21 protein-coding genes are annotated in these 20,918 nt (G+C 60.4%); 6 read left to right on the plus strand and 15 right to left on the minus strand.

Annotated features, from left to right (window positions below; all coding sequences use genetic code 11):
* The first annotated feature begins 13 nt into the window (after nucleotides 1-13).
* The 3 genes from ACNA0I_RS03660 (at nucleotide 14) to ACNA0I_RS03670 (ending at nucleotide 3,217) form a co-directional block, all read left to right on the plus strand.
* Nucleotides 14-913, plus strand: coding sequence for a LysR family transcriptional regulator (locus ACNA0I_RS03660; protein ID WP_415804690.1), 900 nt, complete (start codon nucleotides 14-16; stop codon nucleotides 911-913).
* 246 nt (nucleotides 914-1,159) lie between these two features.
* A complete protein-coding gene (locus tag ACNA0I_RS03665; protein ID WP_415804691.1) occupies nucleotides 1,160-2,179 on the plus strand; it encodes a hydroxyacid dehydrogenase in 1,020 nt (339 codons plus the stop codon).
* Between the two features lie 39 nt (nucleotides 2,180-2,218).
* Nucleotides 2,219-3,217 (plus strand): Bug family tripartite tricarboxylate transporter substrate binding protein, encoded by a 999-nt coding sequence (locus ACNA0I_RS03670; RefSeq protein ID WP_415804692.1) that lies wholly within the window; start codon nucleotides 2,219-2,221, stop codon nucleotides 3,215-3,217.
* Nucleotides 3,218-3,225: 8 nt separating this feature from the next.
* On the opposite strand, the gene ACNA0I_RS03675 is transcribed toward ACNA0I_RS03670, so the two are convergent.
* The 5 genes from ACNA0I_RS03675 to ACNA0I_RS03695 form a co-directional block, all read right to left on the minus strand.
* Nucleotides 3,226-3,831 (minus strand): SCO family protein, encoded by a 606-nt coding sequence (locus tag ACNA0I_RS03675; RefSeq protein WP_415804693.1) that lies wholly within the window; start codon nucleotides 3,829-3,831, stop codon nucleotides 3,226-3,228.
* An 18-nt stretch (nucleotides 3,832-3,849) separates the two neighbouring features.
* The gene (cyoE, locus tag ACNA0I_RS03680) at nucleotides 3,850-4,743 is read right to left on the minus strand and encodes a heme o synthase (protein ID WP_415804694.1); all 894 of its coding nucleotides are present in this window, start codon (nucleotides 4,741-4,743) and stop codon (nucleotides 3,850-3,852) included.
* Nucleotides 4,744-4,772: 29 nt separating this feature from the next.
* On the minus strand, nucleotides 4,773-5,783 hold the full coding sequence (locus ACNA0I_RS03685) for a COX15/CtaA family protein (protein WP_415804695.1): 1,011 nt from the start codon (nucleotides 5,781-5,783) through the stop codon (nucleotides 4,773-4,775).
* Between the two features lie 14 nt (nucleotides 5,784-5,797).
* Nucleotides 5,798-6,466: an SCO family protein gene (locus tag ACNA0I_RS03690; RefSeq protein ID WP_415804836.1), complete on the minus strand. Its 669-nt coding sequence runs from the start codon at nucleotides 6,464-6,466 to the stop codon at nucleotides 5,798-5,800.
* 90 nt (nucleotides 6,467-6,556) lie between these two features.
* On the minus strand, nucleotides 6,557-7,372 hold the full coding sequence (locus ACNA0I_RS03695; RefSeq protein WP_415804696.1) for an SURF1 family protein: 816 nt from the start codon (nucleotides 7,370-7,372) through the stop codon (nucleotides 6,557-6,559).
* Nucleotides 7,373-7,406: 34 nt separating this feature from the next.
* Here ACNA0I_RS03695 and ACNA0I_RS03700 point away from each other — a divergent pair, with 34 nt between their 5' ends.
* Nucleotides 7,407-7,607 (plus strand): twin transmembrane helix small protein, encoded by a 201-nt coding sequence (locus ACNA0I_RS03700; RefSeq protein ID WP_094819629.1) that lies wholly within the window; start codon nucleotides 7,407-7,409, stop codon nucleotides 7,605-7,607.
* 116 nt (nucleotides 7,608-7,723) lie between these two features.
* Here ACNA0I_RS03700 and ACNA0I_RS03705 read toward each other — a convergent pair whose 3' ends face one another.
* The 5 genes from ACNA0I_RS03705 to coxB form a co-directional block, all read right to left on the minus strand.
* The gene (locus ACNA0I_RS03705; RefSeq protein ID WP_415804697.1) at nucleotides 7,724-8,599 is read right to left on the minus strand and encodes a cytochrome c oxidase subunit 3; all 876 of its coding nucleotides are present in this window, start codon (nucleotides 8,597-8,599) and stop codon (nucleotides 7,724-7,726) included.
* A 10-nt stretch (nucleotides 8,600-8,609) separates the two neighbouring features.
* Entirely contained in the window at nucleotides 8,610-8,834 is a 225-nt protein-coding gene (locus tag ACNA0I_RS03710) for a DUF2970 domain-containing protein (RefSeq protein ID WP_415804698.1), read from the minus strand.
* A gap of 6 nt (nucleotides 8,835-8,840) precedes the next feature.
* A complete protein-coding gene (locus ACNA0I_RS03715; protein ID WP_217903900.1) occupies nucleotides 8,841-8,966 on the minus strand; it encodes a cytochrome oxidase small assembly protein in 126 nt (41 codons plus the stop codon).
* Between the two features lie 19 nt (nucleotides 8,967-8,985).
* Entirely contained in the window at nucleotides 8,986-10,605 is a 1,620-nt protein-coding gene (gene ctaD, locus ACNA0I_RS03720; RefSeq protein ID WP_415804699.1) for a cytochrome c oxidase subunit I, read from the minus strand.
* A gap of 93 nt (nucleotides 10,606-10,698) precedes the next feature.
* A complete protein-coding gene (coxB, locus tag ACNA0I_RS03725) occupies nucleotides 10,699-11,859 on the minus strand; it encodes a cytochrome c oxidase subunit II (RefSeq protein WP_415804700.1) in 1,161 nt (386 codons plus the stop codon).
* Between the two features lie 245 nt (nucleotides 11,860-12,104).
* On the opposite strand from coxB, the gene ACNA0I_RS03730 reads away from it, so the two are divergent.
* A complete protein-coding gene (locus tag ACNA0I_RS03730) occupies nucleotides 12,105-12,935 on the plus strand; it encodes an NUDIX hydrolase (protein ID WP_415804701.1) in 831 nt (276 codons plus the stop codon).
* 3 nt (nucleotides 12,936-12,938) lie between these two features.
* Here the strand turns inward: ACNA0I_RS03730 and ACNA0I_RS03735 are convergent, their stop codons facing one another.
* Complete coding sequence (locus ACNA0I_RS03735) at nucleotides 12,939-15,647, minus strand: cation:proton antiporter (RefSeq protein ID WP_415804702.1); 2,709 nt, start codon at nucleotides 15,645-15,647, stop codon at nucleotides 12,939-12,941.
* Between the two features lie 178 nt (nucleotides 15,648-15,825).
* On the opposite strand from ACNA0I_RS03735, the gene ACNA0I_RS03740 reads away from it, so the two are divergent.
* A complete protein-coding gene (locus tag ACNA0I_RS03740; protein ID WP_415804703.1) occupies nucleotides 15,826-16,629 on the plus strand; it encodes a phosphodiesterase in 804 nt (267 codons plus the stop codon).
* Between the two features lie 286 nt (nucleotides 16,630-16,915).
* Here the strand turns inward: ACNA0I_RS03740 and rpoH are convergent, their stop codons facing one another.
* The 4 genes from rpoH to ACNA0I_RS03760 all read right to left on the minus strand — a co-directional run.
* The gene (rpoH, locus tag ACNA0I_RS03745; RefSeq protein ID WP_415804704.1) at nucleotides 16,916-17,803 is read right to left on the minus strand and encodes an RNA polymerase sigma factor RpoH; all 888 of its coding nucleotides are present in this window, start codon (nucleotides 17,801-17,803) and stop codon (nucleotides 16,916-16,918) included.
* A gap of 161 nt (nucleotides 17,804-17,964) precedes the next feature.
* Nucleotides 17,965-18,813 carry an SMP-30/gluconolactonase/LRE family protein gene (locus ACNA0I_RS03750; RefSeq protein ID WP_415804705.1) on the minus strand — a complete coding sequence of 283 codons (849 nt, stop codon included), beginning with the start codon at nucleotides 18,811-18,813 and terminating at the stop codon, nucleotides 17,965-17,967.
* Nucleotides 18,810-19,763 (minus strand): Gfo/Idh/MocA family protein, encoded by a 954-nt coding sequence (locus tag ACNA0I_RS03755; protein ID WP_415804706.1) that lies wholly within the window; start codon nucleotides 19,761-19,763, stop codon nucleotides 18,810-18,812. The genes ACNA0I_RS03750 and ACNA0I_RS03755 overlap by 4 nt, the downstream gene beginning before the upstream one ends.
* The coding region (locus ACNA0I_RS03760; protein WP_415804707.1) for a dihydroxy-acid dehydratase at nucleotides 19,763-20,915 on the minus strand (1,153 nt) is incomplete at its 5' end. The genes ACNA0I_RS03755 and ACNA0I_RS03760, both read right to left, overlap by 1 nt.
* Nucleotides 20,916-20,918: the final 3 nt, after the last annotated feature.

Below are 20,918 nucleotides of genomic sequence, written 5' to 3' on the forward strand. Positions count from 1 at the left end.
CGCCGGGCGAGATATGACTCTCAAACAACTGGAAGCGTTCTATTGGGCAGCAATCTGCAAGAACTTCGCTATTGCCGCCAACCGTTTGAATATCTCCGTCTCGTCGCTCTCCAAACGCATCGGCGAACTGGAGACGTCGCTGGGCGCGCAACTCTTTAATCGCAGCGCACGCACCGCAACGCTGACGCCGTTGGGCGATCACCTGCTGCCTCATGCGAAGGAGTTGCTGCGGGGAGCGGACCTGTTCATGCAGCAAGCCGGCACACATCTGAACTACTCGGGGCGCTGCTGTTTCGGCGTGGGGGAATTGACCTCGTGGACGTGGATGCCGCAGTTTATCGAGGCCATTCAGCGCGATCATCCCGATTTGCGGGTCGAGCCCTTTGCCGATGTCGGCCATCTGGTAGAAGACAAGCTGGAGGAAGGAGAGCTCGATTTCGCGATCATCGGCGGCCCCTCGTCCCGACCCGCCATTGCGTCCAGCACCATCGGGCAGGTGGAATTCTCGTGGGTGGGCACACCTCGCGCGCTCGGCCGGCGCGGCCCGGCACTACCTGCACAACTGTCCGAGCTGACACTGGTGACGCTGCCGCATAACTCCGGCGTCATCCGTATCCTGGACGAATGGCTGACCAGCAACCGGCTTGCTCCCGGACGTACGCTGTCGTGCAACAGCTGGGGCGCAGTGGCGGGGATCATCCGCCAGGGATTGGGCGTAGGCTTTTTGCCGAGCGCCTGGGCACAGTTGCTGTGTCAACGCGGCGAAATGGTGCTGCTGGCGGAGTTTCCGCCACTCACGCCGCTGCAATATTGCTTTGAATGGCGGCGCGACGATACCCGGCCCATGTTGGAAAGCATGCGCAAACTGGCTGTGGAGACCATTGATTTTCACGCGCCCAGCTGCATGCTCTGAGTCGACGGCATGCGCGCGGCGCCTTTGCACGCCTTTCTCGCCAATCTTTGTTTCCTAAAAGCGTTTTATTTTTTGGAAAAATATTCGCTTTATTTCACCACATAAGTTCCGTACAGTCCTCGAAACGACATCATGGAGACTTGCGCGCCGCGACTGCCTGAGTAGGCATCCGGCCCCGCGCACTGTCCCTTGCTTGTCCGAGCGCGGCGGCTTAGCGCGCACCGCACGTTAAAGGACGGTTTGAGAATGACACCTCTTGTTTGCCGATTGGACCTGTGGGTCAATCCGATTTTTGATGAACTGGTCGCGCAATCGGCCACGCTATCGGTATTGCCGGCCCGCGGCAACAAGGATCACACGCTAGCCCAGCTGCAGCAGGCCCATGCCTATCTGGCTTCGGCGGCCAAGGACGAGCTCCCGCACGAATGGTTTGTCTCACGCGAATTGCTGCGCAATTGCCCTGAGCTGCTTTGCGTCTCGTCCTCAGGAGCCGGCTACGACACCATCGACGTGGCCGCGTGCACCGAGGCGGGCGTAGCCGTCGTGAACCAGGCGGGCATGAATGCGGACTCGGTTGCCGAACACACCTTTGCCTTGCTGCTGGCCGTACAGCGACGCATCGTCCTGTCTCACCAGCAACTCCGCACTGCGACCGGCTTCAGCCGTGAATCGCTGATGGGCCATGAAATACGAGGCACCTGCATAGGCCTGATCGGCGTCGGCGAAATTGGCCGCCGGGTAGTGCGGATCGCACAGGGTTTTGGCATGCGTGTGTGCGCCTATGATCCGCTGCTGGATGCAACGACGATCCGCGAACGCGGAGCCGAACCGATGGATCTGGACATGTTGCTGGCCACCGCGGATGTCGTCTCGCTGCATTGCCCGCTGAATGCTCAGACACGCGGGATGTTCAGCACGCATCAATTTTCCGCCATGAAGCGCGGATCGGTATTTATCACCACGGCCCGTGGCGGCATTCACGATGAGGCCGCGCTCAATGCGGCCTTGACCAGCGGTCACTTGGCGGGCGCTGGCCTGGACGTCTGGGATCAGGAGCCTCCGGGCAACGACGCCCCGCTGCTGCAGCATGACAACGTCGTAGGAAGTTTTCATACGGCGGGCGTGACCCACGAAGCCCGGCGCAATGTCGCGCGAGGCGCGGCAGAACAACTCATCATGATGCTGCGCGGCGAACGGCCGCCACGTCTGTTGAACCCCGATGTCTGGCCACGGTTTCTAGAGCGCCTTGGCCGGCATTCTTTCTGAAAACGAGCGGGACATCCGCCATCACCAGGAGACAACCTTATGCAGACTCTGAACTTGCGGCGCCATTTCATTCGCTTGACGGCGAGCGCAGCCTGCCTTGGCGCGGTAATGGGCCTGACAGGCACGGCACAGGCCGCTAACTATCCCTCGCACCCTATTAATTTCATCGTGTCGTATGGCCCTGGCGGCGGGACGGATTTGGTCGCCCGCATGATGGCGCCGTTTCTACAGAAGTACTTGGGTAGCGACAGCCGCATTGTGGTGCTGAACCGGCCTGGTGCGGGCGGCGCCATCGGTTTTGCGGAGCTCGCGCGTGCGCAGCCGGATGGCTACACCATCGGTTTCATCAACACCCCGAATCTGCTCACGATCCCCATTGAGCGCGAAACCTCATTCACCTGGAAGAGCTTTGATCTGATTGGCAACGTTGTCGATGATCCCGGGGCTTTCGCGGTGCTCGAGACCAATCAAGTGAAAACCTTGGCCGATCTGACTGCCTATGCCAAGCAAAAACCGGGTAAGGCCACCGTCGGCACGACCGGCACAGGCTCTGATGACCATTTGGCGATGCTGCAATTCGCACGCGCGTCAGGCGCCAAGCTGACTCATGTGCCCTATAAGGGCGCGGGCGAAGTGCGCGGCGCAGTGGCAGGCGGCGAAATCATGATCGGCGCCATCAACGTCGGCGAAGTTCTGCAATACAAAAAAGGCGGCACGCCGCTGCATTTCCTGGGGCAAATGGGTTCGACGCGTTCATCAGCGCTGCCCGATATCCCCACCTTTAAGGAACAGGGTTTCGATATCGAGCTGGCCTCATTACGCGGCCTGGCCGCGCCCAAGGGTCTGCCGGCGGATGTGCGCGACAAGCTGGTCGATGCCTTGAACAAGACTATGCAAGATCCGGAGTTTCAGGCCAAGGCGCGCGATATGTTCGCCCCGCTGCGCTATTTGGCGCCAGCGGATTACGCCAAGGAACTGGAGGTGGGCGAAGCCAATTTTCGCAAGCTCTGGCAGCAATCGCCCTGGATCGACAAATAGGCCGATGATCAGTCGAGCAATAGCTTGATATCGTGCACCATCGCCTCAACGCCGATGGTGCTGTTGGCCAGCACACGCGACTCGCCTTTACCGTCGAACAGGTAAAACGCGGCAGTGTGATCCATGGTGTAGTTCTTGCCGTCCCCGGTCGGGACCTTGGCGTAATAGGCCTTGAACGAGGCGGCCGTGGCTTTGACTTGATCGGGCGTGCCGGTCAATCCCAGGAAACGCGGGTCGAACGTCGTGACGTATTGCTTGAGGATCTCGGGCGTATCGCGCTCGGGATCGACACTGATCAGCAACACCTGGACGCGATCGGCATCGGGCCCCAGTTTCTGCATGACCTGCGACAGCTCTGCCAAGGCCGTGGGGCAAACATCGGGGCATTGGGTAAAGCCGAAAAATGCCACGACGACTTTCCCGGCGAAATCCTGCAACGTGCGCGCCTGGCCGTTATGGTCATTCAATGCCAGCGCTTTACCCAATTGCGTACCGGAGATGTCGTTACCTTTGAATTTCGGTGCAGGATCGCCGCAGGCGGCCAGAGCACTCGTCAGCACAAGGGCAGCCGCGCCACGCAGCACGGCACGGCGATGGGTAGAAAACACGGACATGAAACGGGATCTCCCAGGTCAAAGCAATATGCCGGCCCAGTGGTCCACCAACAACGCGGCGAACAACAGCGACAGATACAGGATGGAAAAGCGGAACAGCCGGCGCGCCAGCTCGTCGCTGTATTCACGATAAAGCCGCCAGGCGTAGGCGACAAACACGGCGCCCAACACGAGTGCCGATGCCAAATAGAATAACCCGCTCATGCGGATGATATAGGGCAGTGTGGTCGAGGCCAGCAACACGAGGCTATACAGCAGGATCTGCAACTGCGTGTATTTCTGCCCATGCGTGACCGGCAGCATGGGCAGGCCCGATTTGACGTAATCGTGCCTGCGATACAGGGCCAGCGCCCAGAAATGCGGCGGCGTCCAGATGAAAATGATCAATACCAGTATCCATGCCTCGGCCGGCACGGAATTCGCGACTGCTGCCCAGCCCAGGGCCGGCGGCATCGCACCCGACAGCCCCCCGATGACGATATTCTGCGGCGTGCGCGGCTTGAGAATGATGGTGTAGATGATCGCGTAACCCACAAATGTGGCAAACGTCAGCCACATGGTCAGCGGGTTGACCAGGTGATACAGCACCAGCATGCCTGCCCCGCCGAGCAAGCCCGACAGCGTGATGACCTGGGCAGACGAAATCGTGCCCTGCGCCGTAGCGCGGCGAGCCGTGCGCAGCATGCGCGCATCGACTTCCTGTTCGATCAGGCAATTGATGGCAAAGGCCGCGGCGGCCAAGAGCCAAATACCGAGCGTGCCAAAAACGACATGGTTGAGATCAGGTACGCCTGGCACGGCCAGGAACATACCAATGACGGCACAGAACACCGCCAGTTGTGTCACGCGCGGTTTGGTCAGCACGAGATACTGGCGTAGCAGGCCGGATTGAGGAGCGGCAAGACTGGACATAATGGGGCTATTTTAAACGCTGACGGCCATCAGGCGGTCGGAGCAGGGCGCCCGGCGTTGGAAAGACGCACCAACATGACCACGCAGGCCAGGGTCAGCCCGGCTGCGCCCCCATTATGTAACACTGCAATCAGCAAGGGCCACTGGAAGAAAATCGTGGTCAAACCGGTACACAACTGTGCCGCCAGCAGGGCCAAGGTCAGGGTGGCCGGCCCCCTCAGGCCGGGCTCCGCCCGCAGGCGCCACGCCAAAATCCCCAGGTAAATCAACACTACAAACGCAAAATTGCGATGTACCCAGTGAATTGCCGTCAGGGCATGCTGGGAAATCATCTCGCCAGAGGGCAATTCACCTAGCCCCCGGATGATGGAAAAACCACCGTGAAAATCCATATCCGGCAGCCATTGCCCGTGGCAGGTCGGAAAATCCAGACATGCCAAGGCGGCATAGTTCGTACTGACCCAGCCCCCCAGGGCGACTTGCACGGCCAACAGCGCAACGCCCACGATCAGCCAGGGACGCCATCGGATGGCAGTGGCCGGCAGCGGCGCATGCGGGTGCTCGCGGGCCGACAGCCACGTCATCAGCGCCAGCAGCGACAGGCCCAGCACCAAATGCGCGGTCACCACGGCAGGCATGAGCTTGTGCGTCACCGTCCAGGCGCCAAAAGCCCCTTGCACGCACACCGCAACCAGCGTCACGACCGCCAACGCCGGAGAACGCCCCAGTTCGCGGCGATAACGCCAAGCCATGAACACAATCGCAATGATCAACATGCCCAGAAACGCACCGACATAGCGGTGAATCATCTCGATCCACGCTTTGGAAAGCGTGACCGGCCCGTAGGGCATGGATTGCGTGGCCTGATGAATGTCGCCCATGGCGCCCAGGGGCGTCACCTTGCCATAGCAGCCGGGCCAATCCGGGCAGCCGAGCCCGGAGTCGGTCAAGCGCACAAACGCACCGAACATGATCAGGTCGAGCGTCAGAAACCAAGTGAAGAAAACCAGCTTGCGATAACGTTGTTTGATGTGTTGCATAGTAAGACCGGCCGTCAGCCAATGCGCGAGCTATAGATCAGTTTGCTGATGTCTTTGCGCACCTTGACGCCATCGGCCTCTGGGGGAAACTGCAGCATGAGATTGCCCAGAGGATCAATGACCCAGATGGGCCCCAATAGGTCCGAAGGGGCGGATAAAGCGGATTGACCGGATGAAGAGGAATTCGATAACGATGGAACAGGTGAATCAGACGGCTGGCCAGAGGTGGGGGTGGTAGGCGCCCCCGCATCCCGCGCCACCAGGAAACGCGCCAATTGCTCGGGCCGCGCCCGGACCATGATGGTGCCTTGGTAGGCCTCCAGCACTTTGGCGGGGACGTCGCCGTCGTCAGTGATGAACCAGACACGCGCCAGACGATCGACGTTTTTTCCCTGGCTGGCATGCGAATTACGGGTGATGAAGAGCTTGCGGGCGCAGGATTCCGGGCAGGCCGCTTCACCCACACTGAGCAGCAACCATTTGCCTTTCAAGCTTTGCAGATCGAAAGGCTTGCCCTCTAGTGTAGTCAATTGCAGCTCGCTCGCGCTCGGCATGGGGCGCTGCGGCTCGATCAAGGTGCCGTAGTTGCTGGAGTCGTCCGGCCACCATTGCGGGTTGTTGTACATGACAAAGGCCGCCAGAATCGGTGCCAAGGTGCACAGGAACACCAATACCAGCGGCATCAGCGAGCGTTTTTTTGCAGGAGCAGTAGGAGTTACTTGGGCCACGCGCGTTTTCCTGTGCAAGAATGAATGATCAGACCGGCGACACATTCAAGGGTTCTGGGAACCATCGAATTGGCGTTCGCGCCGGCGGCGCAAGGCACGCCATGCCAGCACCAGCCAGGCAGCCGCCGCAATCGCAGCGAACGAGAACCACTGCAAGGCATAACCCCGATTCTGGTTGTAATCGACCGAAGGTTGGGGCCAATCGCGCACCAGTGTATCCGCGCCACGCGTTTGCATCAGCACGGCCGGCAGCAGGCTCAGACCGGTGGCTCGAGCATAGGCGGGCAACTCCAGATTCTGGACTTGAGGCACACGGCCGTCCGCGGCAGGCAGCGCGTCGGGTAACTGCCCCTGCGACGCGCCGCCCAATGACCAGAGTTCGAACAAACGAGGCACGCGCGCAGACAGCTCGCCGATGACGGACTGCACACCGGCCGGCGTGTCGGGTAATTGCGGCGCCGATGACCTGGGTGACGGAGATGAAGACGACGGGGGGGACAGCGAGCGCGGCAACCAGCCTCGCAGAACCAGCACCGCCCGGTGACTCGCGGCGTCCAGCAATAGCGGCGTGGCCAGCCAATAGCCGGGCTTGCCGTCCTGATTGCGGTTATCCAGCAGGACGCTGTATTGATTCAGCCATTGCCCTGTGGCCTGGGCCGGCCGCCAGGCAGTCAGCACATCGGACTGCGTCTCGGGGGTCAATACCAATGGCGGCTGTGCCCGTCCAGCCTCGATACTGGCGGCAATGGCTCGCCGTTCATCGGCACGGCGCAGTTGCCACGCCCCCAGTGACGCCAGCACTGCAACGGCTACGCCCAGCAATACCAAAGCCGCAAAGATACGCCGAACTGAATGAGCCATGTCTGCAATAATTCCGTTTTACCCGGAGGCCAAAATGCGCATATTTGTCGTCTTGGCATTCATCGGTATTTTGGCCAGTCTCGCCTCTGCGCTGATTTATTTGATGAAAGACAAGGGCACGACCAATCGGACCGTCAACGCACTGACCGTACGTATCGGGCTGTCGGTCGCCCTATTTCTGTTTGTCTTGTTCGCCCATCATATGGGCTGGATCGAAAGCACCGGTTATCGATGAGCGCCAGCGTGGCTGGCCGGCCACAATACGGCCGTCGGTGCATTCCCTCGCAGCAAATCACAATCGCTGGTGTGCGAATGCCCCCTGACGGGGGCATTCGCGGTCGCTCAGACGATTTAGAACCAATACACGAACAGGTACAGGCCGAGCCAGACCACGTCCACAAAGTGCCAATACCAGGCTGCGCCCTCGAAACCAAAATGATGGTCGGCCGTAAAGTGTCCGCGCATCAAACGAATCAGGATCACCGTCAGCATGGTCGCGCCCATAATGACGTGAAAGCCGTGGAATCCAGTCAACATGTAGAACAGCGACCCATACACGCCTGAGTTGAATTTCAGATTCAGTTCGGTGATGGCGTGATGGTATTCATAAGCCTGACAGGCCACAAACACAAAGCCCAACACCACGGTCGCAAACAACCAGAACATGGTTTTACCGCGATGGTTCTCACGCAAGGCATGGTGCGCGATGGTCAGCGTCACGCCCGAGGACAACAGCAAGGCGGTGTTGATGGTGGGCAGCCAGAACGGGCCGACCGTCTGGAAATGCTCGACGACGCCTGCCGGCCCGAAATTCGGCCATGCCGCCTGGAAATCCGGCCAAAGCATCAGTTTGTGGTCCAGGTCTCCCAGCCAGGGCGTCGTGATCGTACGCACGTACCAGAGCGCGCCAAAAAAACCCGCAAAGAACATGACCTCGGAAAAGATGAACCAGCTCATGCCCCAGCGATACGACAGGTCGATGCGCTTGCTGTTCATTCCCGTCTCGGACTCGTGTATAGCGTCGCCGAACCAGAAATACAACACGACTATCAGACTGAGTATCCCGGCCAGGACCAGCCACTTTCCCCAACTGACATCGTTGACCCAGGCAGCCGCGCCTATCCCCGTTGCCAGCAAAGCCACAGCGCTGCGCACGGGATGAGCAGAATCCGCCGGTACGTAGTAGTACGGTGCCTCTTTTCCTTGAACCGAGTGGCTTGCACTCATGGTCTTCTCCTTAGCTCAAACTAGCCACGGCCCATCGCACGATAGCGACTAGCACCAACACAAAAATCACGCCAGCCAACACGCCGGCCACGATCAGATGCACGGGATTCAGTTTGCCCGCATCCTCTTCGTAGCCTGCCCCGCGCCGCACGCCAAACATGCCCCACAACACCGCTTTCAGCGTTTGCAGGAAATTCAGCTTGCGTTGCGAGGCATTCCGGATGTCGTGTGTCATGGTTACCTACTTCACGGCTACGCCACCCAGCGTCGCCGAACCTCGAAAGAAGGTCCAGGCAAAGATGGCCACCACCAGCGCCAGCAAGACCAATCCGATAATCCGGTTACGACGACGTTGTTCTGGAGTCATGACAACCTGCGAGTCGGATTCACTTGACCTCGGGCGGCGTTTCAAAGGTATGGAACGGGGCCGGCGATGGCACGGTCCATTCCAGGCCCTCGGCGCCTTCCCAGGGTTTTGCGGCAGCGACCTCGCCCTTGCCACGGTAACAACGCAGGATGGTGTACAGGAACAGCAGTTGCGACAGGCCGAACCAGAATGCGCCGATGGTGGCGATCTGGTGGAACGTCGTGAACTGCGCGGCGTAGTCGGCATAGCGGCGCGGCATGCCGGCCAGACCCAGGAAGTGCATCGGGAAGAACGTCACGTTGAACGAAATCAGCGTCGACCAGAAATGCCATTTGCCGAGTTTTTCGTTGTACATGCGGCCGGTCCATTTGGGTACCCAGTAATAGGCGCCTGCAAACAGGGCGAACAACGAGCCAGCCACCAGCACGTAATGGAAATGCGCCACCACGTAGTAGGTATCGTGCACCTGGATATCGATGGGCGCGACCGACAGGATCAGGCCCGTAAAGCCGCCCATGGTGAACACAAAGATAAAGCCCACCGCGAACAGCATCGGGGTTTCAAAGGTCATCGAACCGCGCCACATGGTCGCGATCCAGTTGAAAACCTTTACCCCGGTCGGGATGGAAATCAACATGGTGGCGTACATGAAATACAACTGGCCGGTGACGGGCATGCCGGTGGTAAACATGTGGTGAGCCCACACGATGAACGACAGCACCGCAATCGCCGAGGTCGCATACACCATGGAAGCATAGCCGAACAGCTTTTTGCGGGCAAAGGCGGGCACGATGGCCGACACGATGCCGAACGCCGGCAAGATCATGATGTAGACCTCGGGATGCCCGAAGAACCAGAACACGTGCTGATAAAGCACCGGGTCACCGCCGGCGGCCGCGTTGAAAAAGCCGGTGCCAAAATGGCGATCGGTCAGCACCATGGTGATGGCAGCTGCCAGCACGGGCATCACGGCAATCAGCAAGAACGCCGTGATCAGCCAGGTCCAGCAGAACAAGGGCATCTTCATCAGCGTCATGCCCGGTGCACGCATGTTCAAAATCGTGACGATGACGTTGATCGCACCCATGATGGACGACGCGCCCATGATGTGCACGGCAAAAATAGCCAGGTCCATGCCTGGGCCCATCTGGGCCGACAGCGGAGCATACAGCGTCCAGCCGGCAGCCGTCGCGCCGCCTGGCACAAAGAACGATGCCGTCAGCATGATGGCAGCCACGGGCAGCAGCCAGAAGCTGAAGTTATTCATGCGGGCAAAAGCCATGTCGGACGCGCCGATCTGCATCGGAATCATCCAGTTTGCAAAGCCCACGAATGACGGCATGATCGCGCCGAACACCATGATCAGGCCGTGCATGGTGGTGAACTGGTTGAACAGCTCCGGCTGAAAGAACTGCAGCCCGGGCTCAAAGAGCTCGGTGCGCAGCAACAGCGCCAGCGTGCCGCCCTCGAGCAGCATGACAAACGAGAAGATGAGATACATCGTCCCGATGTCTTTGTGGTTGGTCGCAAATAGCCAGCGGCGCCATCCCGTAGGGATCGCGTGGTGATGGTCATCGTGGCCGTGGTCGTGGCCCTGTCCGTGGCCTGGCGACACGTGGTCTACAGTGACGCTGCTCATGATCGACTCCTTCCTGCTATGTGCCGGCCTCGTTTGACGGGGCCGGTCGTGTCTCGTAACGGGTGCGACTACAACAAGGGCCGGGGCCGGCGACTAGCGCTTGGCCACCGAGTCCTTGGGCTGTACCACGGGGTCTTCGCCCTTGCCCGCATTGCTCCAGGCGTGGCGCGTATAGGTAATGACGGCGGCGATTTCAACGTCATTCAGCTGACCGGCAAACGCCGCCATCGCGGTACCGGGACGGCCGTGCAGCACCGTCTGCAGTTGAGCGTCCTTGGGACCCAGCACCGTCTTGTCGCCGTCAAGCGCAGGGAACGAACCGGGTACGCCCTTGCCGTTGGCCTGGTGACAGGCCACGCAGTTCGCGCCATAGACTTTCTCGCCGCGGGCGATGAGCTCTTCTTTGGTCCATTCCTTGTTGGGATCGTCGGCGTTGGCGGCCATTTTCTTTTTCTGGTCTTCGGCCCAGGCGTCGTACTCGGCCTGAGGCAGAACCTCGACCACGATGGGCATGAAGGCGTGGTCTTTGCCACAGAGCTCCGCACACTGTCCTCGGTAGATGCCGGTTTTTTGTGCACGGAACCAGGTATCACGCAGGAATCCGGGAATCGCGTCCTGCTTGACGCCAAAGTCGGGGACCATCCAGGAATGGATGACATCGCCCGCCGTCAGGACGATGCGGATTTTTCTGTCGACCGGCACCACCAGATGGTTGTCGGTCTCCATCAAATAGTACTGGCCCTTGGGCTCTTTACCCTCGATCTGGGCACGAGGCGTGGACAATGTCGCCAGGAACTTGACGCCGGCGGCGGGCCCATCGAGGTATTCGTAGCCCCATTTCCATTGATAGCCCGTAACCTTGACAGTCAGATCGGGACTGGACGTGTCTTTCATGGCGACGACCGTCTTGGTAGCCGGCAGCGCCATGGCGATCACGATGAAAAAGGGAATGACCGTCCAGGCGACTTCGACGCCCAGATGCTCATGGAAAGTGGAGGCTTTATGGCCGCGTGATTTTCGGTGCGCCCAAATGGAGTAGAACATGACGCCGAAGACGCCAATGAAAATCACACCACAGATTATCAGCAGCAGCCAATGCAGCCACATGACATCCTGTGCTATCTGGGTGACGCCTTCGTGCAGATTCAGCTGATCAACTTTTGGGCCGCCGGGCATGTCTTGTACCTGCGCACCAACGGCACAGCTAAACAGCAATACACAGGCGCCCAGTATCCCTCTCCACCACTTCTTCATGCTTACTCCGAAACATGTCGCGGGCTCTTCCGCGCCCGCTTAGCCGCGAGAGGGCGGAATCCACGCAATTATTTAAGACGGCAGGTGCGAAACAGACTCGAAGCCGGTTTACCCCACTCGAATCACAAAGAACCGCGGAATTATAGCGGACGCACCACCGCCGATGTTATCCAGCGCTCTAGCATCATACACAACTGTGCGAGATCGGCCCGTCTGCGGTGCTCGCGGTGCACTAAAATCCCCTCATGCTGACGACTTCTTTTCATCATGAACCGGCCCGGATGGCCGCGCTGTACGCGCAATTCACGCAACGTGTACAAGAGCCGCCCCCCGAGTTGGCGCGGCCACTATACATCGCCGATCGGTGTTGCGGGTGGGCGACGCACGCCGCCTGCGATGCGCTCAGGCGGCTGCCGAAAGTACAGGTAGAGACCGATGCGCTGCGCATCGGTGCCGGGCTTGCCATCGGACCTGAGCTGAACGCACTATTGGCTCAGGTTGCGCAAACACTACGCGAGGCGGACTGCCTGCGTGGGTGGCGTGACGAGCTGATGGATGTCCTCGGCCCTGACGGATGCCTGGGCATCATCGAACGCGCCGCCATGCGTCCGCTCGGGCTATTGACGCGCGCGGTGCACCTGAACGCATGGACCCCGGATGGCCGCCTGTGGGTAGCGCGACGCGCACTCAGCAAATCGACGGACCCCGGCATGTGGGACACCTTGGTAGGCGGCCTGGTCAGTACACAAGAAGATCTGGAACAAGGGTTGTTGCGAGAATGCGCAGAAGAAGCCGGCCTCGCGCCCGCGTCGCTGACGACACGCACGCCACTGCGCACGATACTGCGCGTGCAGCGTCGATTGCCGGAGGGGTATCAGGTCGAGGACCTGCTGACCAGCACCTGCGTCCTGCCGGCTGACACACAACCGGCAAACCAGGATGGCGAAGTCATGGAAATCGCCCACATCACGGTCGCCGAGGCCGTGCGTCAGATCGCCGATGGCGAATTCACCGTCGAAGCGGCACTGGTGATCCTCGAAGACATCACCCAGCGCCGCGCCCACGGCGAAATCTGACGCTCACGCCTCTTGCGCAGCAGAAGGGGGCGATGGCGGTCTCGCCGGCGTCTCCACCTCGGGGGCAGCCGCAGGCGCTGGTTCTGACGGTGCGGTGCCTCCGGATACGGCCGCAGACGCCAGATTCGACGACGCTGCTGCGGCGGGCGCAGCGGAAGGCGTTTCGGGCGGCGGTGCAGTCACTTGCGGGACGGGTGTCGCCGAAGGCGACGTTGTCCCAGTCTGAGAAAACTGCCGCCAGACTTCGATAGCGCGCAAGCGCTGTTTGGCCACGACCTGGACTCGTTCGCGCAAATTCACGTCCCGCGCCAAAAGGGCCTCAAAATCACGCAGCGACAGCATCAGTAATTTGCTGTAGCCCAACGAATAGACATCGGGCGTGATTTGTTGCTCGCCCAATAGCGCCAACTCGCCGAAGAACTCACCGCTGCCCAACTCGATCGCGGTGCCGTCAGGCAACTGCACAGACACCGCACCAGAGGCTACGAAACACATTTCCAGTCCATGCCGACCACGCGTCAACACGGGTTGATCGGGCAAGGCCAGGCGTGGTTTCAGGAGCCGGCTGATGGCACGCAATGAATCGGCACTCAAGCCCTCGAACAAAGGCACCCGGGTAATCAACTCTGCAGCGCCGAGCTCCATATCCAGAGGGGGATGCTTGTCAATGTGACGCCAGCGGCTCTTCAACTGGTTCATCAGATCTGCGTACACTTCACCACTGATGAGGAATTGCTCCAGCATGTCGTGATAACGGATGCGTTCGAGCTCGCGCGCCGTACGCCCCAGATAGCTTTCTTGCAGCCACAAAGCATATGAGGGGTATTGCAGATTGAGCGCCTGCAACGCATGGGCGATCAGATCCAAGCGCCGTTGATGTACCGCCACAATTTGCTGGGCAGCCGTCTCGCCCAGTAATGGCGCGATCTGTTCTCGAGAAAAGACAATCAGCCGTTGAGCCACGGATTGCTTGGTCAATAGACCGGCAAAGCGCTGTCCCAGCTCATAGGCCAGCCAGCCTTGAAAGCCAAACATGTAATGCATGCGCAGAGCCAGGCGAAACGCCCTCGAATAGCGCACGTCCGCTACGATGCCGCGTTCAAAGCCCTCCACCCCCCCCGTGCGTATGGCGTCTTCCAGGCGTTCGGACCGGGCCAGCAAGGATTCCGCCATGCGCCAATCCACAATTTGCGCTTTCAGAATATCAAAGAACATTTCCTGCTCGCGCTGCGCCAGGATGACGAGCCCCACCGCGACGCGTTGCTCATCGGTCATCTGGCTCACCTGACCATCGTGCACACTGGCCAGGCTCGCATCGAACACGGCGTGAATACGATCACGGGCCTCGGGGCTGATATGGTCTGTTTTCGCGATGTCGTCGGCCTTGTCCTGCAAACCCTCGAGCGCGACGACCAGCGCCTGATTACGGATCGTGCGTTCGACCATCGATAGCTGGTTCAGCCCCAGCATGCGAATCAACGGACGCAAGGTCATGCCATTAACAAACAGTGTCGACAGTACAAAGCCCGTCGTCACAACCGCGATAAAGTGCCGCGCGTCCTCAGGTACTGCCGCTTGTTCCGTCACGGCCAGCGCCAAGGCCAACGATACGGCGCCCCGCAGGCCGCCCCACATCATGACAAGCTTGTAGGGCGTACTGACTTTGGTGCCCAGCGGCGTCAATCCGAGCAGCGGCAACAGGCCGAACACGACGATACCGCGCGCCAGCAGTGTCACCACAAAGACCACTACGACCAGCAGCAGCTCTTGCAGATCGGTCGCGGCCATCAGTTTGGGGACCAGCATCGCGGCAAAAATAAAGATCAGCGAGTTCGCCCAGAATCCGAACTGCTCCCAGGAACTGGCCAGATGCTCGAACGTCACGGGCGACATGCGGGTCCGTCCCGTCGAGCCCACCACCAGCCCTGCAATCACAGTGGCGACCACGCCAGACACGCCCAAATAATGTTCGGAAATGAAAAAGGACAGATATGCCAGGGTCAGCGTCAGCGTGATCTCGGCGGTAGGAAACCCGCGCAGCCAGGCAAATAGAAAGCATGCCCCGCGGCCCATGACATAACCCGCCAATCCACCGCCGATAAAGTGCACGACGAAGTCAGTGAATATGCCGCTGACCGACAGCGTGCCCGTGCCGCCCAGCACCGCGAGCAGCACGGAATACAAAGCAATCGAGGCGGCATCGTTGAACAGGCTTTCGCCCTCGACGAGCGTAGTCAATCGCTTGGGAGCTCCGACCTCGCGGAATATCCCCACCACCGCCACCGGGTCTGTCGTGGCCACGATCGCCCCCAGCAGCAGACACGCCACCAGTCCATACGACGACACGGCATTGACGGTGAAACCGACCACGACGGTACACACCACCACCGCCACGATGGCCATCATCAAAATAGGACCGATATCGTCCATCAAGCGACGCACATTCATGGCCAGGGCGGTTTCAAACAACAGCACCGGCAGGAACACCATCAAGAAGGTTTCGGATGAAATCTCGAAACGTTCGATGGTGTCGAACAGATCCCCCAGCACGGGCGGAGCCCAACCATGCAAGTGCAGTCCGATACCCAGCAAGCAACCCACAATGGCCAACAGGACTGAATAGGGCAGCTTGACGCGACCGGCCAAGGGCGGCATGAAGCACACCAATGTGAGTAGGCCGGATAAACCGAAAACAATAAAACCTATATCCATGAAGGGTGTACAAGCCGCAAACGTATCAGACAGAGAACAAGGATAGCTTTTTTTACGGCGTTCCAGCGAAGATGCCGCTGCGGCGCACGTTTCGTTACGGGTCGGGACTGTTCAAATGGTCCAGTGGGGACGCTTTTTGGGTATGGTACTGAGCTTTATTGGATATTCAGGAGGCCTCTTGCCGGGTTCGACTACCAGCGCGGGCCGCGCCGACGCGCCAACACTGCTGGTGCAGCTGACGGATTTACATCTGATGGCTGAACCAGAAAGCGTCATGTGCCAAGTCAACACCGATGCCAGTTTGCGTGCGGTGATGGACTTGGTTCGCGCCAACGGGCATCGCCCCGATCTATTGCTGGCGACCGGAGATCTGTCGCAAGATAGCTCTGTCCAGGCCTATCGACGCCTGCGCAGTCTGCTGGAGCAGACTGACTGGCCAGTGCGCTGCCTGCCGGGCAATCACGATGATCCGCGACTCCTGCGTGAAACCATGGGACTCTGGGCACAGCCTGTCACGGACATCGGCGCCTGGCGCATCATTTTGTTGGATTCCACGGTACCCGACTCGAACGCGGGCCATATCAGTGAAGAACAATTCGATCTGCTGGAACAGGCATCGGCTTTGGCAGGCGATCGGCACGTACTCGTTGCGCTGCACCACAATCCGGTACAAATGGACAGCAGCTTTCCCGACAAGATGATGGTGGACAATGCGCAAGCGCTGTTTCAGCGTCTGGCCAACCTGCCGCGCGCGCGGGTGCTGTTGTGGGGCCATGTCCACCAGGCATTTGACCGCCGCCGCCACCACATGCGCCTGCTGGCCACCCCGTCGACGTGCTTTCAGTTCAGCATCCGCGACGGCCAGCACGTGCTGGACGACTCCCCGCCGGGGTACCGCTGGCTGAAACTGTACCGTGACGGATCGCTGGCGACCGGCGTACGGCGCCTGAGTGATGCCGCCTGGCTGCAGGCAAAAAAATAGGGCACCGATATGCGAGGTGCCCTGCAAGCATCCGTTTCATAGGGGAGGGGAAGAGGAGAAGCCGAAACGGATGCAAGACTACACGCCGGGATGCGGCAATTGCGGTCTACAGGTATTTAGTCTCGGCGGCGTCGAATAAGTTTCCTGTGCGAGCCGTCTTCAGCAGCAGAAAATCGAATCAAATTGTATCTATAACGGAAATTTTGTTTCAACCATAACCCTGCCCAAAACGCGAAAGCCCCGGCATCGCTATGCCGGGGCTTTCGCGTACAACAGAATGGGCGAATCAGGCGGCAGCCAAGGCGCCACGCATTTTCTTTAGTGCAGCAGATTCGATCTGGCGAATGCGCTCTGCGGAGACGCCGAACTCTTGTGCCAGCTCTTGCAGCGTGGTTCCGCCTTCGTCTTGGAGCCAGCGGGCCTCGATGATGCGGCGGGAGCGTGCATCCAGGGCTTGCAAGGCGTTCGCCAAGCCTTCGCCTTGCAGCTCATCGTGTTCACGGCGATCAAGCACGCGCGTCGGCTCTGCATGGCCCTCGTCGGACAAATACGAGATAGGCGCATACGCCTCGTCCTCGTCGTCCTGTTTTTCCAGCGACATGTCGCGGCCCGACAGGCGGACCTCCATTTCGCTGACGTCCTCGCGGCGCACGTTCAGTTCCTGGGCAATGCGATCGACCTGCTCGGGGTCGAGTGTATGACCGTCGGGACGCATGCTGCGCAGATTGAAAAACAGCTTGCGCTGGGCCTTGGTGGTGGCCACCTTGACCATGCGCCAATTGCGGATGATGAACTCGTGAATCTCGGCCTTGATCCAGTGCACGGCGAACGACACCAAGCGCACGCCACGTTCTGGGTCAAAGCGCTTGACGGCCTTCATCAGACCGACGTTGCCTTCCTGGATGAGGTCAGCATGGGGCAGGCCATAGCCTAGATACTGGCGAGCAACGGATACCACTAGGCGCAGGTGCGACAACACCAACTCACGGGCGGCCTGAATGTCGTCCTGGTCGCGCAAACGGCGGCCGAGTTCGGTTTCGCGCTCGGCAGTCAACACCGGCAGGTGATTGACCGCCGAGATGTAGGCTTCGATCGTACCTAGTGAGCCCGGATTGGCAACGGCCAGCGCCAGAGCGTTGCCGGACAGGGCCAACGAACTACTGGGTTGCTTCATGGTTGCGTCCTCCAAGATAGAAATTGACAGGGGCATCAGTTGATATTAGCACTCTATTAATACGAGTGCTAATTCGACTGCCGCAGTGCATCAAAGTTCAATCCGAGTCACGCCTTCCGGGGTCATGCACCAGGGCGGCCGAGGCAGCAGGACGGACAGAATCACAGGGAAAAGGCGGGCTCGTCGCGTCCCCGCGCAACCGGCCCCAGGTCGAAGGTCTGACCGGCCAACGGGTGAGCCGCGCGCACCTGTGACGGCATGCCTTCCCACGCCGAAGTCACATACAGGCGGCCGGCCCCGAATGCCGGGCAGGTGGGCTGAGGCGAGGGCAGATCGCGGCGAGCGAGGCAAGCGCCCCCTGCGTCATAATGGCCGACGCAACCCGCGCCCCAATGCGCGATCCAGAGCGCGCCGTCTGCGTCGGTGACTGCACCATCGGGATACAGCCCTGCCGCGGCAAAATCCATGAACACCTGCGGTTCGCCTAGCGGCCAGCCCGCAGGATCCAGCGTCCACTGCCACACGCGCTGGATCGCCGTGTCGGCAAAATACGCACGGCTGCGATCCGGCGCAAAGCAGATCGCGTTGGGTATCGTCAGCCCGGCCCTCATGCGCACCAATCGGCCCTGGAAAAAACGGTAAAGGGCGCCAGCGCCAGGCTGGGCCTGCTTGCCCATGGTGCCGATCCAGAAACCGCCCCATGGGTCGGCGCGGCCATCGTTCGAACGTGTCGTGGCGTCTTGCGCCTCGATTTCCGCCACGAGAGTACGCTGCCGGCTATCCAGATCAAAGCACCACAGACCGGTCTCGGAGGCCAGCAGCAGCCGACTGGCATCGATCCATGCAGCGGCTGAATGCCGTTCGAAAAGCTCGGCCTCGTAGATACCATCCGTTCCCCGCCCCAACAGACGGTTGTCCAGAATGTCGAACCAAAACAGCATTTCGCGTCGGGGATGCCAGAGTGCGCCCTCGCCGAGATGGCACGGACGGCTGTCGAAAACCGTGCTCATGCCGCTGGACCCGTGGTCACGGCTGTGCTGGCAGACAATGACAAATCGAAGGGCGAAATCACCGTACGTCTGCCGAGGCTGAGCGCATCGGCCACATGCACCATAGGCATCAGGTCGACCTCGGATTCGCCGTTGGCCACCAGGTCGGCCATGCGGGCATACAGTGCCGGGTACTCTCCCGCGATGTTGTCCTGCCCGGCGACCGCTTTGCCGTTGATCTCCAGCACATTGCCGCCCAGGCGCAGGGCGAGCTTGCCCTGATCGGTATCGATCTCCATATCCCAGGTCTGCGGCCCTGTCTGACGCCAATCCAGCTCTGCGTACACGTTGCCGGAAAACTGCAAGCGCGCAGCAATAGGCACGTGCCAGTTCTCGGGCACCTCAAGCGAGGCCGACTGCAGATACACGGGCGCGGGCAGGATCTCGGTGAGGATGGAGAAAGCATTGATACCCGTATCGAACACACCCATCCCCCCAGGCTGCGACACCCAGATCTGGCCGGGATGCCAATGCCGCACGTCTTCCTTCCAGACGATGCGCGCGGCGCTGACGGTCTTGCCAGCCAGCCACACCTTGGCTGGCGCGACGGCGTGAGCGAGGCGCGAATGCCAGGTCGTGTAGATCGTCAACCCGCGCTGTCGAGCCAGGGCGGACAGGATCTCGACTTCAGCCAGAGTCGCACCGGGCGGTTTTTCGAGCATGATATGGCGTCCTGCCTCCAACGCCCGGTACGCATAGTCGAAACGCGCCGCGGGCGGCACACACAAGGACACAACGGGAATATCGGGATTTTCGTCCAGGAAGCGGTCGAAATCCGTATAGGCCTTGACGCCATTCACACTGCCCTCCTGCGAGACCGTCGCCGCCAGACGCCAATGCGGCGAGGCCTGCAAAGCAGGCACATGCTGGGCCTGGGCGATCTTTCCCACACCTACGAGCGCGATTTTCATCAGTGGGACTCCTTGCCGACCGCCGAGCCTCGGCAACCTTTCAGAAAATCGAGGTCGGCACCAGTATCGGCACCGCCGACATGCTGTTGGTGCAGCCAGATATAGCCGGTGGACACAGGCTGATGTACTGGACGCCAGGTCGCCAGCCGCTCGGCCAGTTCGACGTCCGACACCTCCAGGATCAGCGATCGAGCGTGCACGTCCAAGGAGATCATGTCTCCGGTACGCACCACCGCCAACGGGCCGCCCGCTGCCGCCTCCGGCGCGGCGTGCAGAATCACTGTGCCATAGGCCGTCCCGGACATGCGCGCATCCGAGATTCGCACCATATCGGTAATCCCCTTGCGCAACACCTTGGGGGGTAACCCCATGTTGCCGACTTCGGCCATGCCTGGATAGCCTCGGGGGCCACAGTTCTTCAGGACCATGATGCAGGTTTCGTCGATATCCAGCGCCTCGTCGTTGATCTTCGCCTTGTAATCGTCGATGTCTTCGAAGACAACCGCGCGTCCTCGGTGCGTCATCAGGTGGGGACTGGCGGCCGAGGGCTTGAGCACCGCCCCGTTCGGTGCCAGATTACCCTTGAGCACGACGATGCCGCCCGAAGCCGCCAGCGCCCTGCCTTCAGGCAAAATCACTTCCTCGTTCCAGTTGCGAACTTCCTTGACCTCGTCCCACAGCGTGCCGCCAGAGACCGTCAACACGTCTTTATGCAGCAGACCGGCTTCGCCCAGACGCTTGAGCACGACAGGCAATCCGCCCGCGTAGAAGAACTCCTCCATCAAGTACTCGCCCGACGGCATCAGGTTGACGATTGTGGGCACGTCCCGCCCGAAACGATCCCAGTCATCCAGCGTCAAGTCGACCCCGATGCGGCCAGCGATGGCCAGCAGGTGAATGACGGCATTGGTCGAACCGCCTATCGCGGCATTGGTGCGAATGGCGTTCTCGAAAGCTGCCCGGGTCATGACGTCCGACGGTTTGAGGTCATCCTTGACCATCTGCACGATGCGCCGGCCCGATAACTGCGCCAGCACGCGCCGACGGCTATCGACCGCGGGGATCGCGGCATTGCCCGACAGCGCCATGCCCAGCGCCTCGGCCATTGATGCCATGGTCGAGGCCGTACCCATGGTGTTGCAGGTGCCCGAANNG

It is taken from the genome of Bordetella muralis, assembly GCF_965139205.1.
Taxonomy (GTDB): domain Bacteria; phylum Pseudomonadota; class Gammaproteobacteria; order Burkholderiales; family Burkholderiaceae_B; genus Bordetella_A; species Bordetella_A muralis.